12 protein-coding genes are annotated in these 14,558 nt (G+C 72.0%); 4 read left to right on the forward strand and 8 right to left on the reverse strand.

All coding sequences use genetic code 11. The features are described 5' to 3' along the window. Both E4F61_RS10690 and E4F61_RS10695 read right to left on the reverse strand, forming a co-directional pair. On the reverse strand, window positions 1-844 hold an 844-nt coding region (locus tag E4F61_RS10690; RefSeq protein WP_133479652.1), incomplete at its 3' end, for a pyridoxal-phosphate dependent enzyme. Between the two features lie 71 nt (window positions 845-915). Next, on the reverse strand, window positions 916-1,866 hold the full coding sequence (locus E4F61_RS10695; protein ID WP_133479653.1) for a DMT family transporter: 951 nt from the start codon (window positions 1,864-1,866) through the stop codon (window positions 916-918). 206 nt (window positions 1,867-2,072) lie between these two features. On the opposite strand from E4F61_RS10695, the gene E4F61_RS14900 reads away from it, so the two are divergent. Together E4F61_RS14900 and mnmG are read left to right on the forward strand one after the other, a co-directional pair. Then, window positions 2,073-2,624 (forward strand): hypothetical protein, encoded by a 552-nt coding sequence (locus tag E4F61_RS14900; RefSeq protein WP_238382896.1) that lies wholly within the window; start codon window positions 2,073-2,075, stop codon window positions 2,622-2,624. Between the two features lie 549 nt (window positions 2,625-3,173). Next, window positions 3,174-5,063, forward strand: coding sequence for a tRNA uridine-5-carboxymethylaminomethyl(34) synthesis enzyme MnmG (mnmG, locus tag E4F61_RS10705; protein WP_133479654.1), 1,890 nt, complete (start codon window positions 3,174-3,176; stop codon window positions 5,061-5,063). Between the two features lie 57 nt (window positions 5,064-5,120). On the opposite strand, the gene E4F61_RS10710 is transcribed toward mnmG, so the two are convergent. From E4F61_RS10710 to E4F61_RS10720, 3 genes are all read right to left on the reverse strand, one after another. Beyond that, window positions 5,121-5,657, reverse strand: a complete 537-nt coding sequence (locus E4F61_RS10710; RefSeq protein WP_133479655.1) for a PA2171 family ribosome-binding persister protein — start codon at window positions 5,655-5,657, stop codon at window positions 5,121-5,123. A gap of 103 nt (window positions 5,658-5,760) precedes the next feature. Beyond that, a complete protein-coding gene (locus E4F61_RS10715; protein ID WP_133479656.1) occupies window positions 5,761-7,704 on the reverse strand; it encodes a S9 family peptidase in 1,944 nt (647 codons plus the stop codon). A 115-nt stretch (window positions 7,705-7,819) separates the two neighbouring features. Continuing rightward, entirely contained in the window at window positions 7,820-7,999 is a 180-nt protein-coding gene (locus tag E4F61_RS10720; protein WP_133479657.1) for a hypothetical protein, read from the reverse strand. Window positions 8,000-8,867: 868 nt separating this feature from the next. Between E4F61_RS10720 and E4F61_RS10725 the strand changes: the two genes are divergently transcribed. Both E4F61_RS10725 and E4F61_RS10730 read left to right on the forward strand, forming a co-directional pair. Beyond that, window positions 8,868-9,548 (forward strand): DUF4142 domain-containing protein, encoded by a 681-nt coding sequence (locus E4F61_RS10725; RefSeq protein WP_133479658.1) that lies wholly within the window; start codon window positions 8,868-8,870, stop codon window positions 9,546-9,548. A 119-nt stretch (window positions 9,549-9,667) separates the two neighbouring features. Then, window positions 9,668-9,850: a hypothetical protein gene (locus E4F61_RS10730; protein ID WP_133479659.1), complete on the forward strand. Its 183-nt coding sequence runs from the start codon at window positions 9,668-9,670 to the stop codon at window positions 9,848-9,850. Here the strand turns inward: E4F61_RS10730 and E4F61_RS10735 are convergent. The 3 genes from E4F61_RS10735 to E4F61_RS10745 all read right to left on the reverse strand — a co-directional run. Next, entirely contained in the window at window positions 9,838-10,074 is a 237-nt protein-coding gene (locus E4F61_RS10735; protein ID WP_133479660.1) for a hypothetical protein, read from the reverse strand. The two genes, E4F61_RS10730 and E4F61_RS10735, sit on opposite strands and share 13 nt — an antisense overlap. A gap of 65 nt (window positions 10,075-10,139) precedes the next feature. After that, window positions 10,140-14,276: a translocation/assembly module TamB domain-containing protein gene (locus E4F61_RS10740; protein WP_133479661.1), complete on the reverse strand. Its 4,137-nt coding sequence runs from the start codon at window positions 14,274-14,276 to the stop codon at window positions 10,140-10,142. Further along, window positions 14,273-14,558: BamA/TamA family outer membrane protein (locus E4F61_RS10745; protein WP_162301471.1), on the reverse strand; the 286-nt coding region annotated here is incomplete at its 5' end. The genes E4F61_RS10740 and E4F61_RS10745, both read right to left, overlap by 4 nt.

Genomic DNA, 14,558 nt, shown 5'->3' on the forward strand with positions numbered 1-14,558 from the left:
GCGCGACGGCCGACGAAGGCTCGATCAACTGCTTCATGCGCGTCCACACCAGCCGCATCGCGGCGAGCGTCGCGACATCGTCCACCACCAGCGCCTGCGCGCCGTGCGCCTCCAGCAGCTCGAAGTTGATCGCGCCGAGCGTGCCGCGCAGGCCGTCGCAGATCGTGTCGGGGGTGAAGGCGGTGACGCGCTCGCCGGTGGCGAGCGAGGCCGCGGTTTCCGCCGCGCCGGCGGGTTCGGCGAGGTAGAGCGTCGTGCGCGGCGACGCGCCGGCGATCGCCAGTGCCGTGCCCGACGCCAGCCCGCCGCCGCCCACCGGCACCACGATCGCGTCGAGCGGTTGCGTCGCGAGCAGTTCGAGCGCGGCGGTGCCCTGGCCGGCGATGACGAGCGGATCGGTGTACGGATGTACGAGCCGCGCGCCGAGCGAGGCCTGCAGCTCGGCGCACATCGCCTCGCGCGCGGCGATGGTCGGCGCGCAGCGGTGCAGCGTGGCGCCGTAGGCCTCGATCGCGGCGAGCTTGCCGGGCACCGCGCCCTCGGGCACGACCACGTGGCAGGCGATGCCGCGACCGCGCGCCGCGAGCGCGAGCGCGGCGCCGTGGTTGCCCGAGGAATGCGTGACGACGCCGCGTCGCGCCTCGGCCTCGTCCAGCGCCCAGACCGCGTTGCAGGCCCCGCGGTACTTGAACGCGCCGATGCGCTGCAGGTGCTCGGCCTTGAAGTGCAGCGTCGCGCCGGCCAGTGCGTCGAGGGTGCGCGAGGTCAGCACCGGCGTCACGTGCGCATGCGGGGCGATGCGCGCGGCCGCGGCGAGGACGTCGTCGAAACCGGGGTGGGTCATGCGATGGGGCGCGGCGGGAAACAGCGCACTAGGGTAGTGGCTCGACGCCCGCCGCGTGCATTACGGCGACGTCATGCCGCGCGGCGGCGCCCCAGCAGGCTCACGGTGGTCGAGCCCGCGACCACCAGCGCCGCGCCGACCCAGCCCACGGTGGACATCGGCTCGGGTGCGAGCGTCGACGGCCATGCCGCGTGCACGAGCGCGACCACGCCGAGGCAGAGCAGCGGCGTCACCGCCAGCACCGCCGACACGCGCGAGGCTTCCCAGTGCGCGAGCGCCTCGGCGAAGGCGCCGTAGGCGACCACGGTATTGAGTGCGCAGAACGCCAGCAGCGCCCATTGCAGGCCGTCCAGCCGCGCGAGCTGCGTGGGATGCGCGAACGGCCACAGCAGCAGCGTCGCCACGACGTAGATCACGCCGAGGATCTGCATCGACCCCAGCTTCACCAGCAGCTGCTTCTGCGCCAGCGCGTACACCGCCCACACCAGCGCGGCGACCACCACCAGCAGCGAACCGACGAGGTAGGCATGGGTGCCGGCATGGCCGGGGGTGGCGTCGACGTGCGCGAGCTGGTCGCGGAAGAACAGGCCGAGGCCGGCGACGAGCAGCGCCAGGCCCAGCCACTGCGCCGCGCGGAAGCGCTCGCCGAACACCAGGATGCCGCCCAGCGCCATCAGCAGCGGCGCGAGCTGGATCAGCAACTGCGCATTGCCCGGCGAGGTCCGGCCCACGCCCAGCAGGTAGAAGACGTAGTTGCCGACCAGCATCACCGCGGCCAGCGCGAGCAGTGCGCCGCCGCGGCGCCCCAGCGTCGACAGCCCGCCCAGCCGGCCGCGCGCGCCGAGCCAGCCGGCGGTCAGCACCGCGGCGACGAGGAATCGGAACCAGGTCAGCGTCAGCGGATCGACCGCCTGCAACGTCACCTTGAGCGCGACCGGCAGGGTTGCCCAGCACAGCGCGGTGACCAGGCTCAGCGTGAGCCCCAGGCGCGAGCGTCCCGAGACGCGGTGCAGGCGGGACATGGGCGACTCCGGGGCGGGGGCATGCGATGCTCGCAGGCGCATCGATGCCCGGCAATCCGCGTTCGCGCACCGCTGTGTGCGGCCCGGGCGACCCGGGCGCGACGCTGGCTGAACACGTCAGGCAGGCCGAGGCGCCGGCCGGAAAAGTTAAGCGGTAGTTCAATCCGATCGGCCGAAGCTGCATCGTCCGTTACAGGGGGTGTCACATGTTCCGCAGGCTTCTCGTTCCGCTCGCCGCCACCGCGCTGCTCGCCGGTTGCGTGACCACCGCCCCGTACGGCTATCGCGGCAACGGCCAGGGCGACTATTACTACGGCGCGCCCAGCACCGAGTACCGCTATCACGGCGCGTACCCCGGCTACGGCTATCCGTACTACGGCCCGTACCGTCCCGGCCTGTCGGTCTGGGGCAGCTACGGCTACGGCGGCTATGGCTATTACGGGCGTCCGTACTACGGCAATCCGTACGGCGGGTATTACGGCAACCCGTACTACGGCTATCCGCGCAACACGCACCGCCCGCCGCGCCCGGACCACCGCGACGGCGACCATCGCCCCGACGGCGGCGCCTGGCGCAACCTCGACGAGATCACGCGTCGCCGGCGCGGCATGGACGGCGGCGGTGGCAGCAGCAGCATCCCGACCCCGTCGATGCCGCAGCCGCAGGTGGCGCCGCGCATCCGCAACGGCAATGGCGACGGCTCGGCGATGGGCCAGCTCATCCGCCGTGGCCGCCGGACCAGCCAGCAGGACGAGTAAAGCGTGACGACGGCGGCTTGCAGGGCCGCCGGTGCCGCCGCACAGTAGGGACGCACCGCCGCGCTTGCGCGGCGGTCGCGTTTGCGACGCCTGCGTCGGTTCCCGGCGAGGATCTTCGGATCCCCCCTGTTCCGCCCCCTCGCCGGGGGCCGGCACCCGCGACCGCGCGGCCGCGCCCCTAAAAAAAAGATGAAGGGCCGGACGTCCCCCGACATCCGGCCCTCCGTGCTTCCCCGCGGGCGCTTGACCAGCCCCTGTTCCAATGCCGGTCGACGCAAGCGCCTGCCCCGCTGGGTGCAGGAAAGGGACTGCACGAAGCGTGCCAGCGACGCGCGCGCGCCCATTGGCGCGGCAAGTCCAACGGCGATCACACAAATCGATGCGCGCACGCGGCCGCGATGTGACGCTGCGCGGCCATGCCCGGCCGCGACGGTCAGGCGCTGACGCGGGCGACTCCGCCGTTCAGCCGCGCGCCCGCGGTCGGTGCGCGAGAATGTGCGCCCGCCACCGGTGCAGCCGGCCGCGGCACCGGACCGACGAACCGAAGCCATGCCTTCCGACTTCCATCGCTATGACGTGATCGTGATCGGCGGCGGCCATGCCGGCACCGAGGCCGCGCTGGCGTCCGCCCGTTCCGGCGCGCGCACGCTGCTGCTCACGCATTCGATCGAAACCGTCGGCGCGATGAGCTGCAACCCGGCCATCGGCGGGATCGGCAAGGGGCACCTGGTCAAGGAGATCGACGCGCTCGGCGGGGTGATGGCGCGCGCGGCCGACGCCGCCGGCATCCAGTGGCGGCGCCTCAACGCGAGCAAGGGCCCGGCGGTGCGCGCGACGCGCTGCCAGGCCGACCGGTCGCTCTATCGCGCGTACATCCGCCGCGCGGTCGAATCGCAGGCGAACCTCACGCTCTTCCAGGCCGCGGTCGACGATATCGGCTTCGCGAACGGTCGCGTCGAGTCCGTGCTCACCCAGACCGGCCTGCGTTTCTTCGCACCCGCGGTCGTGCTCACCGCCGGCACCTTCCTTGCCGGCAAGGTGCACATCGGCGCGACCACGTACGCGGCCGGCCGCGCCGGCGATCCGCCCGCAACCACGCTCGCCGCGAAACTGCGCGAAGGCCCGTTCCTCGTCGACCGCTTGAAGACCGGCACGCCGCCGCGCATCGACGGCCGCACGCTCGACTACGCGGTGATGGACGAGCAGCCCGGCGACGATCCGCGCCCGGTGATGTCGTTCATGGGGAGCACCCTCGACCATCCGGCACAGGTGTCCTGCTGGATCACGCACACCTCCGAGCGCACGCACGAGATCATCCGCGGCGCGCTCGACCGTTCGCCGCTCTACACCGGCCAGATCGAAGGCATCGGCCCGCGCTACTGCCCGTCGATCGAGGACAAGGTGGTGCGCTTCGCCGAGAAGGCCTCGCACCAGATCTTCGTCGAGCCCGAAGGCCTCGACGTCGCCGAGATCTATCCGAACGGCATTTCGACCTCGCTGCCGTTCGACGTGCAGCTCGAACTCGTGCGCAGCATCCGCGGCTTCGAGCAGGCGCACATCACGCGGCCCGGCTACGCGATCGAATACGACTTCTTCGACCCGCGTGGGCTGAAGACCACGCTGGAAACCAAGGCGATCGACGGCCTGTTCTTCGCCGGCCAGATCAACGGCACGACCGGTTACGAGGAAGCCGCGGCGCAGGGCCTGCTCGCCGGCGTCAACGCCGCGCGTTCCGTGCGCGACGAGGCCGGCTGGAGCCCGCGTCGCGACGAGGCCTACCTCGGCGTGCTGGTCGACGACCTCACCACGCACGGCACCAGCGAGCCCTATCGCATGTTCACCTCGCGCGCGGAATACCGCCTGCAGCTGCGCGAGGACAATGCCGATCTTCGACTGACGCCGGTCGGCCGCGATCTCGGCCTGGTCGACGACGCGCGCTGGCAGCGCTTCGATGCCAAGCGCGAGGCGATCGCGCGCGAGCACGCGCGGCTGGCGTCGACGTGGGCGGCGCCGAACAACGCGCTAGGCCGCGAGATCGCCGACACGCTCGGCATCGAGGTCAGCCGCGAGGCGAACGCGATCGACCTGCTGCGCCGCCCCGAGCTCGACTACGCGCAGCTGATGCGCGTGCCGTCGCTCGGCCCCGCGGTGGACGACGTCGCCGTCGCGGACCAGGTGGAGATCGGTGCGAAGTACGCGGGCTATCTCGATCGCCAGCGCGAGGAGATCGAACGCGCCCGGCGCCACGAGGACACCGCCATCCCGGCCGCGTTCGATTACGACTGCGTGCGCGGGCTGTCGGCCGAAGTGCGCCAGAAGCTCGAGCGCGTGCGGCCGCAGACCGTGGGGCAGGCGCAACGCATTCCGGGCGTCACGCCGGCGGCGATCTCGCTGCTGCTGGTGCACCTCATGCGCGACGCGCGCAGCCGCGTGGCCTGAGTCCGGGAACGACGATGCCCGTCATGCGGCGTGCATCGTTCGAAACGCGGTCGACGGTTACTGCAGCGACTGACGCGGCGGTGCCTGCTCCGAGCCGACCTGACCGCGCTGCTTCTTCAGCAGCTCGATGCGGTCCGGGCCCATCTCCATCAGCTCCTTCTTGCGCGCCGCCATCTGCGCGCCGAGCTCGTCGAGCTGCTCACGGCCGAGCACCTGGCGCGCGGTCTTGAACATCTCCTTCTCTTCCTCGTCGGCATGGTGCTCGACGAGTTCCTTCAGCACCTTCGCACGCCCGCTGAAGCGATCGCTGGTGACGTCGGTGGCAAGCAGGTCGGGCAGCACCAGCTCGCCAGCGGCGCGGTGCTCTTCCAGCGCTTCGAACACCGTGGCCTCGTCGTCCGACTCGCCGACCGCTTCCTTGAACGCCGGATAGAAGATCTCCTCTTCGATCTGCGTATGCACGTCGAGCTCCATGCGGATCTGCTCGAGCAGCTGGGTGCGCGTCTTCTCGGCGCGCTTGGTGGTATCGGTGAGCTGGGACAACAGGCCGCGAACCTTTTCGTGGTCCGCCTTCAGCAGTTCGATCGCATTCATGGGCATCTTCCGTCGCACGGGGAACAGGCGGCCCACGGTGCCAGCGACGGCGTGATCCCGGCGTCAGGCGGTCGATGCCGTCCGTCCGCGCGCGGCACGGCGTTCAGGCACGCACGTGCGACTCGATCCACTTCACCACGCGGTCGTGATAGTCGACGCGGTGCGCGGGCGTCCCGCTGCCCGCGAGCGAATGCGAGCCGCCCGGGTAGATCACCATCATCGACCGCGTGTTGCCGGCACGCACCACGTTCGCGTACATCTCCTCGCACTGGCCGACCGGGCAGCGCTGGTCGTCCTGACCGTTGAGGAACAGCGTGGCGGTGTCGACCCGCGCGGCATGCTCCACCGGCGACAGCCGCGCGTACTGCTCGGCCGAGTCGTAGAGTTCGGCGTCCATCGCGTAGGGCGTGACGTAGTAGCCGGTGTCGGACGTACCGCCGTGCGACTGCAGGTTCGTCACCGGCGCGCTGACCACCGCCGCGCGGAACGTGTCGCTCATCGCGGCGCTCCAGGCGCTGAGGTAACCGCCGTACGACTTGCCGTAGCAACCCAGCGCGTCGCCCACGACGCCTTCCGCGCGCAGCCGTGCGATCACCGCCTCGACCTGCGGCAGGTCGTACTCGCCCCAGTGCGCGGTCAGCCGGCGCGCGAACTCCGCGCCGTAGCTGCCCGAGCCGACCGGATTCGGCGCGATCACCGCGTAGCCCTTCGCGATCAGCGGATACCAGTAAAGATGGCTGGCGAAGTCGATTAGCGTGACGCTCTGCGGACCGCCGTGGAAGTCGACGAGCGCGGGAAACGGGCCGCCGCCCCGTGGCGGCAACAGCACCCACGCATCGATGCGCTCGGTGCCGCCCTTCGCATCGGGCACGTCGAAGCGACGCTTGTAGACGCGCGGGCGGATGCGCTCGCCGAACCACTTGCGGTTGAACGACGTCAGCCGTCGTTCGTCGGCACCGGACCAGTCCACGCGGAACAGCTCGTCGGGCCGGCGGACGGACGCCGCCACGAAGGCGAGCCCGTCGCCGCTCGGGGCGAGCGCGGTCACGTGGCGCAGGCCGCGATGCAGCACGCGCGCCTCGCCACTGGCGACGTCGACGACTCCGATGGCGAACAGTCCGCGATGCGCGAGGATGGTCGCGACGCGATCGCCGTCGGGATGCCAGACGATGCTCGCGCCTTCGAGCTGCAGCTCGTCGCCGCCCGGGCAGCGCCGCGCGCCACGCTCGATGTCGTACACATACAGCCCGACGATGGAGTCGCCCTCGATGTGGCCGGCGGCGAACGCGATGCGCCGGCTGTCCGGCGAGAAGCGCAGGCCGGTGACCGAATACAGATCGGCGGTGACCCGCCGTGCATTCGCGCCGTCCGCGTCCGCGAGCCACAGGTCGGCCTGGTGGCGCTGCTGGCCGTCCCGCTTGCGCGAGAACGCGAGCCATCGTCCGTCGGGCGACCAGGTTGCATCGCTGACGTCGAAGTCGCCCTCGACTAGCGGATGCACAGCGCCCGAGGCCGCGTCGATCGCGACCAGGCGCGTGCGCGAGCCGACCTGCACGCCGGAGCCGTCCATCTTGTAGGGCAGGAAGCGCACCACGATCGGACGGTTCTTCGCATCTGGATCGTCATTGTCGTCCTCCCGCCACTTCACCACCTGCAGCGCGAGCAACCGCCGGCCATCCGACGACCAGCCAAGCAGGCTCGAGATCGCGGCCTGCGAATCGGTGCGGGTCAGTGCGCGCGCTTCGCCGCCGTCGAGCCGGATGACGTGGACCTGCGGACCTTTGGCGTCGTCGCGCTGCGATAGGAACGCCATGCGCGTGCCGTTGGGCGATACCAGAAGGGAGCGTGCATTGAACCGCGACGTGGTGAGGCGTCGCGCACGTGCCGCCGGATCCCGCGTGTCCACGTGCCAGGCGGTGGACCGGTAGCCGCTGCTGCCTTCATGGGCCCGCGACATCACGAACACGGCGTTGGAATGCCGCGCCGAGCCGCTCAGGTCCTGCAGATGGCGATGCTGGTAGACATCCTCCGGGGTGACGGGTCGCATGCAACCTCTCGATCGGCGTCGCTCAACCAATAGCGGTAAAGAAAAACGCCCCGGCACAGGCCAAGGCGCTTTTTGCAGGGAAACGGGCAGCCACGTGCGTGGCCGCCCGCGTCGCTCAGCGGCGCTCGTCGCGGTTGTTCTGCTGCGAGCCGCCCTCGCGGCGCTGTTCGTTCTGCTGCTGCGAGCCACCCTCGCGGCGCTGCTGGTTCTGCTGCTGGCCCTGGCCTTCGCGGCGTTCGTTCTGCTGGCCCTGGCCTTCGCGACGCTCGTTGTTGTTGTTGTTCTGCTGGTTCATGTGTCATCTCCGTGGGGGGATTGGGATGGGCCGGCCGGAGCCGGCCCTTTGCGTCCTCGGTAGCATCGCCCTCGATGCTGTCTGTGTTCGTGATCCGTCGTTGTCTTCGGGATCGAGTAAAGCCGTTCGGGCGTTACGCACGCGTTGAAAGCAGGTGTGCAACGGCTGTATTCACTGAAGCGTTCAATGACGTGGACGTTACGTCACCGTGCAACGCATGACGTCGCATCGAGTTGCGCGAATAGTCGTGCGCTGCGTGCAGATCGCCATGGCTGAGAGATACGGCGATGCATACGACGCGCGCGTCCGCGTGCAAGCCTTCGTTCCATGCGATCAGTAGCGTCCACGCGCACCGCCATGCATGAGGCGGTGGGCGGCGCGTCCCGCGCAAGCGAATAGGTTCATGAGTTGCGCTGGACATTGCGTGGCGGATGCACGCGGGCAGTACGCGCAGCACACGATTGGCGCTGGCGGCCGGGGACAGGAAGCACCTGGCTTCGAGTTCCCGCGCCGTTAACTAAGATGGTGTGCACGCGATTCAACGCGTCATCGTCCCGCTGGCGGACCGGCTCGGCCCAGCACGCGCTGCGAGACATGCCGGCGGTCGACAAAGCCAAGTGATGCCTGCAACACCCAGCGACAGCGGGATGCGGATGGCGTCGACGGTCGCTGGAATTCGTAACGGACCCGTTACCGGGATGCCCATGCGCGAGCGCGGCGCGCCGCCCGTCGGCGCGCAACAGGCGCGACCGCGCGCAGCGGCCACGCCTTCACGGAGCGTGACACTGAACAGGTCTAGCGTCGCCGTCCGGCCCCTCCCGGGCTGATCCTCGCGCCCGACGCAGTATCCATAGACGGAGACGACCCCATGAACGCCAAGACCCCGCTCGCCCTCGCCGCCGCCGCGCTCATGCTGTGCGCGACCACCGCGTGCAACCGCAACCAGGATGCCGCCGGCGGCACTAACAACCCGCCGGCCGCCACCACCGACACGGCCGCCAACGACGCCACGAACGCCGGCACGACCGCCACGGGCACGCCGACCGCGACGCCGCCCGCCGACACCGGCGCGGCCGCCACCGCCACGCCGCCGAGCCAGCAGGAAGCGCTGGCGATGCTGAACCTCGTCAACGACCACGAGGTCAAGGCGGCCGAGCAGGCGAAGTCGAAGAAGGTCACCGGCGACGTCGCCGCGTACGCCGACATGATGAAGGCCGAGCACGGCAAGAACATGACCGCGACCAAGGCGCTGCTCGACAAGAACGGCGGCGCGCCCGCCGACAACGCCGCGATGACCGACATGAAGGCCAAGGGCGAGGCCGAGATGCAGCAGCTGGCCGCGCTCGACGGCGAGGCGTACGCCAAGGCGTATATCGACGCGATGGTCGCGGGCCACCAGGACGCGCTGACCAAGCTCGATACGATGCTGATCCCCGCGGCCACCGACGCCGCGATCAAGCAGCACCTGCAGACCACGCGCGATGCCGTGCAGAAGCACCTCGATCGCGCGAAGGAGATCCAGGGCAAGCTCGGCGGCAGCGCGGGCTGATTCCAGCGCGTCGCACGCCACGAAGCCCGCGCTCCGGCGCGGGCTTTTTTCATGCGCGGACTCACGCGCCTTTACACGCCACGCGCGACGCTTCGCACGACCCTCGCAGGAGCCCCGCCATGGACCGCCGTCCCCTCGACGACACCGAACGCACCGCCACCGCTTCCGGCCACGAGAGCGACCGCGAACGCCGTACGCGTGCCGAAGCCGAGCGCACGCGCCTGCGCAGCGCCGCCGGCCGCGATACCGAAACCGGTCGCGACAGCGCGCGCAGCGCCGACGAGACCCGTCAGGGCACCTGAGGGCCGGCGTTGCCGCCGTCGGCCGGCCGGGTGCCGGCAGGCGCCGTCTCGGTCCGTGGCTCGGCCGCCGGGTCGCGGCGCAGGTCGCGCATGTGGCCGTCGTTCGGCGGCGTGAGGTCCGCGCCCTGGCCGGGCTGGTCGGTGCGATCGTCGGGCTTGCGCAGCTCGCCCTGCTCGAAGCGCACTTCCTCGTTGCGGGGCTGGTCGTCGTGCAGCTTGCTCATGATCGCGCTCCGGAGGGTGCCGTCGTTCGACGCTAGCGCGCGGCGCGGTGCGGCGACGTGAGCGGTCAGCGTTCCTTGCGGTAGTTGATCGAGGCGCGGCTCTCCACGCTGCTCGATTCGAACGTCATGTCGACGCCGCGCCGGATCAGGTACTTCAGCGTCAGCACCTGGCCCGCGCCGAACAGCGACACGCCGTAGCCGATGTACAGCCGCGGCGAAAGGTACTTGCCGATGCCGAACACGCTGCCGCCGAGCGTGCGGCTCTCGATCACGCCGGCATCGTCGAGGCCGAGGCGCGCGCCCAGCTCCGAGGCGAGCAGTGAGCCGCCGGCCGACAGCGCCGCGCTGGCCGCGCCGATCTGCCGCCCCTGCTCACCGCCGACGCTGCCGAGCGGGCGTCCGAGCGCGAGCATCGATAACGCTTCCGACTGCGTGCCGCCGTCGCTCGACCACACGTGCGCGCGCGGCGACTTCGCGCGGCCGGTGACGTCGATGCCCGCGGTGGTGCCGCCGACGTCGCGCTCGGCGCGGATGTCGAGCAGCGGATCGCCGATCGCGCCGCCGGTCCAGGTCAGCGCGCCGCGGCTCACGTCGAGCCGCTGCCCGTAGGCGACGTAGCGGCCCGACACGTCCATGCGGCCGCGCGCGGTGAGGTCGCCGCCGGGTGCGCTGCGCACCTGCACGCGGCCGGCGAGCTTGCCGTCCAGCCCGAAGCCCTGCAGGCGCACGTCGTTGCCGGCGACCAGCGTGAGGTCGAGCGCGACCGGCGTCTTGACCTTGGCCTCGGGATCGATCGGGTCGAGCACGACCACGTCGGGCGAGGTCTTCGCCGCGCTGTCCAGCCGTTCGAGCATCAGCAGCGCCGATGGCACCACGACCGTGCCGGTGACGCGGATCGGTTGGCCCGCCGACGTCGTCACCTGCACGTCGGGATTGGCGACCGCGCGCAGCTGCCGCGTGTTGGCGATCTGCACGTTGGTGCCGCGCACGGTGAGCTGCAGCGGTGCGCCGGTGCCGCGCCAGCCGAGGCGGCCATTGATGTTCAGCACGCCCTCGCCCGAGCGCACGCGGCCGTCGATGCGCGCGGTGCCGTCGGGCAGCGCGTCGAGCGTGGCCACGCCCTGCGTCAGCTCGATGCCGAGCGCCGGCATCTCGGTGGAAAAGTTCGTGAGCTGCGCATGGCCGCCCAGCTGCGGCGCCAGCCGCGTGCCGCCCAGCGTGATGCGGCCGTCGATGCGACCGCGCGGCTCGACGATGTCGGGCGACAGCAGCTCCATCCACGTGAGTTCGTCGGTGTCGATCGCGATGTCGCCCGACAGCGGCGCGTGCGCGGCCCAGCCCATCGCCACGCGGCCCTGCACGCGGCCGCGGTCGAACAGGCCCGAGGTCAGGTCGACCTGCAGGCGCTGCGGATCGAACGCCACGCGCGCGTCGAGCGTGCGCCAGCGCAGCAGCGGCTCGCGCTGCGAGGCGTCCATGCGGAAGCCGCCCTGCGCGGACGTGACGCGCGCCGTGCCGCGCCAGCTGCCGCCGGCGGGGCGGATCTGCGCCTGCGCATCGATGTTGCCGTCGACGAGCCAGGGCGTGCCGTCGGCGCGCGCGGGCAGGTAGCCGGCGACCAGCGTGAGCGGCAGGCCGCGCGCGGTGATGTCGGCGCCGCGGCGCGGCCAGTCGGCCGAGCCGCAGAGCTCGCCGCCCGCGGGCGAGCGGAGGCAGCTCGGTGCGAGCGCGAGGCGGCCGCCGCCGAAGCGCAGCTGCGTCGCGCGCGTGAGCTGCCAGGGCGCGCCGCGCGTCGGCGTGAGCTGCAGGCTGGCGAGCGTTGCCTGCCAGTCGCTCGCGACCTTGCGCGTGCCGCCGCTGAGCGCGAACGCACCCGAGGGGCCGTGCCCGGTCGCGTGCAGCTGCAGTGCCTCCACCGCGCCGCGCGCGTCGGCGTCGATCGCATCGATCGGCAGGCCCACCTGCAGCCCGGTGCCGCGCAGCGTGAGCGCGCCTGGCGCACCGCCCGCGTGCCAGGGCAGGCGGCCCTTCGCGACCAGCGTGCCCACGCGGTAGTTCGCGAAGGCCACGTCGCGACCGTCGAGGTCGGCGGCGATGTCGGGTGCGTTGCGCGGGCCGGTGATGCGCAGCGTGCCGCGCACCAGCCCGCGTGCATCGGGCAGAAGGTCGGCGAGCTGCACCGGCATCAGGCGTGCATCGATGTCGAGGCGGTCGCCGATGCGGCCGCGCGCATCGAGGCGGCTCGCGCCGGCGGCGAGCTGCACCTCGCCGGTGACGTCGCCGCCGTGCAGCTGCGCGCGGCCGTGGCCGGCAAGCGCGCGACCGCGCAGCGTGCCGCCGATGCGCGGCACGTCGAAGGTCGCATCGAGCACCACGGGCGTACCGGGTGCGCCGACGCGCCGCGTGCCGGTGGTATGCACCTGCGCATCGACCGCGCCGCGCCAGCCGTCGAACAGGAACGACGGGTCGAAGCGCTGCAGGCGCGCGTCCCCGTTCCAGCGCGCGAGCGGCGCGAAGCCGGCCTCGCCCTGCGCGAGCAGGCGGCCGTCGTCCACGGTGAGCGCGAGCACGCCGCGGTACAGCCCGTCGTTGACGTGGACATTGCCGCTGCCGCCGATGCGGCGACCGCGCAGGCGCCCACCGAGGCTCGGCAGCTCGACCTGCGCCTGCAGCGGTTGCCCCGTGACGCGCCGCCCGGTGGTAGCGAGCGTGCCGCGCAGCGCGCCGTCCCAGCCCGGCACGAAGTAGCCCGGATCGAAGCCGGCGAGCCGCGCGCGCAGGTTCCAGTCCAGCTGCGGGCGCCACGTGACGCGCCCGTTCGCGTCGAGCACGCCGGTCGGCATCCGCGCGCGCAGCTGCTGCACCGTGAGCATCGCCTGTCGCCCGCTGCCGACGAGCGACACGTCGGCCTGCCGGCCCCCGCGCGCGAGCCGGCTGCGTCCGTTCACCGCCCAGCGCGACTGCGTGCCCGCGATGCCGACGTCCGCATCGGCGCGCACGCGCGCCGCGCCCTCGCCCCAGTGCAGGTCGCGCGCGGCGATCGAATAGTCCACGCGCGCGTTGTGGCGTTCGCCGAAGTCGCCGCGCCCGCGCACGAGTACACGCCCGCCGAGCAATTCCACGTCGAGCGGCGCGAAGCCGAGCACCTGCTGTTCGAGGTGCACCACGGACGGATGCACGGTGATGCGCGAATCGCCGCGCACGATCGCGCCCTGCAGGCGGCCGTCGCCGCCGGTGCCGCGCGCGCTGAAGTCGATGTCGGTCGTCTGCGGCGGGTCGCCGGGCGTGCCGCCGAGCGCGGCGGTGTCGACGTCGTGCGCGCTCGCCGCGAACGTCCAGCGCGGGCGATCGGCGCCGCGCAGCGTGAGCATCACGCGCACCGGGCCCGGCGCGGCGCCCGCAAGCGCGACGTCCATCGCGTCGAGGTCGCCGCGCGCGACGAAGCCCAGCCGCAGCGGCGCGCGCGAATTCTTCGCCGGCACCAGCGCGGTGGCCTGCAGGTCGGTGCGGTAGCGCTCGCGCGGCGCATAGGTGCCGTGCAGCGCGAAGCGCCCGCGGTCGCTGTCGATGGCGACGTTCGACAGCGCGAGCCGGCCGGTCGACGCGTCCAGCCCGCCACGCAGCCGGCGGATGTCGATCAGCGGCGCGGCCTCGCGCGTGATGCGCAGGCCGTCGACGCGGATGTCGTCGGCCTGCAGCGCCAGCGGCACGGTGATCTGCGGCAGCGAGTCGGGCCAGCGCGGCAGCTCGAAGGGCTTATCGCTCGGCGGCAGGTCCAGCGTCGCGCCGTCGACCTGCAGCGCGTCGAGTCGCAGCTTGCGGCCGAGCAGCGGACGCAGCGCGGGGTCCAGCACCACGCGGCGCGCGACGAAGTCGAGCTTCTTCCAGCGGAAGTGCACGCCGTGCAGCGTCATCGGGCCCGAAGCCGGGCCTTCCGCGCGTGTCCACGTCAGCGACGCATCGGCCGGGAGGCGCGCCTTGATCTGCGCGAGCAGCAGATCGCGCCCGGCGATGGTGGTGAGCAGCCAGTACGCGAACACGCCGACGAGCAGCAGCACCACGCCGGTGCCGATGCCGCTGCGCAGCGCGAGCCGGCGCATGCGCGCCCGGCGCTTCGCACGCAGCTCGCGGATGCGCGCCTCGCGCTCGTCGGGCGTCGGCGCATCGGCCGGCGTCGGCGTGGCGTCGGGCAGGCGGCTCAAAGCTCCGCTCCGAGGCCGAGGTAGATCTGGAACGGCGAGTCGGGCGAGTTCAGCCCGTGCGCGACATCGATGCGAACCGGCCCCACCGGCGAGCGCCAGCGAACGCCGACGCCGACGCCGGTGTGCATGTCGGGCCGGCGGTTGAACGCACTGCCGGTGTCGACGAACACGGCATAGCCCCAGCGGTCGTTGAGGTACTGCTCGTACTCCGCGCTGGCGGTGACGACGTTGCGCGCGCCGACGGCGAAGCGCTGGCCGTCGTTGCCCACGCGCGGCCCCACC

Source organism: Cognatilysobacter segetis, from assembly GCF_004359965.1.
GTDB classification, from domain to species: Bacteria; Pseudomonadota; Gammaproteobacteria; order Xanthomonadales; family Xanthomonadaceae; genus Cognatilysobacter; species Cognatilysobacter segetis.

Bases quoted from the DNA above. Each gene is read 5' to 3' on its own strand.
- E4F61_RS10695 (WP_133479653.1), bottom strand. From the start codon at position 1,866: ATGTCCCGCCTGCACCGCGTCTCGGGACGCTCGCGCCTGGGGCTCACG.
- E4F61_RS14900 (WP_238382896.1), top strand. From the start codon at position 2,073: ATGTTCCGCAGGCTTCTCGTTCCGCTCGCCGCCACCGCGCTGCTCGCC.
- mnmG (WP_133479654.1), top strand. From the start codon at position 3,174: ATGCCTTCCGACTTCCATCGCTATGACGTGATCGTGATCGGCGGCGGC.
- E4F61_RS10710 (WP_133479655.1), bottom strand. From the start codon at position 5,657: ATGAATGCGATCGAACTGCTGAAGGCGGACCACGAAAAGGTTCGCGGC.
- E4F61_RS10715 (WP_133479656.1), bottom strand. From the start codon at position 7,704: ATGCGACCCGTCACCCCGGAGGATGTCTACCAGCATCGCCATCTGCAG.
- E4F61_RS10720 (WP_133479657.1), bottom strand. From the start codon at position 7,999: ATGAACCAGCAGAACAACAACAACAACGAGCGTCGCGAAGGCCAGGGC.
- E4F61_RS10725 (WP_133479658.1), top strand. From the start codon at position 8,868: ATGAACGCCAAGACCCCGCTCGCCCTCGCCGCCGCCGCGCTCATGCTG.
- E4F61_RS10730 (WP_133479659.1), top strand. From the start codon at position 9,668: ATGGACCGCCGTCCCCTCGACGACACCGAACGCACCGCCACCGCTTCC.
- E4F61_RS10735 (WP_133479660.1), bottom strand. From the start codon at position 10,074: ATGAGCAAGCTGCACGACGACCAGCCCCGCAACGAGGAAGTGCGCTTC.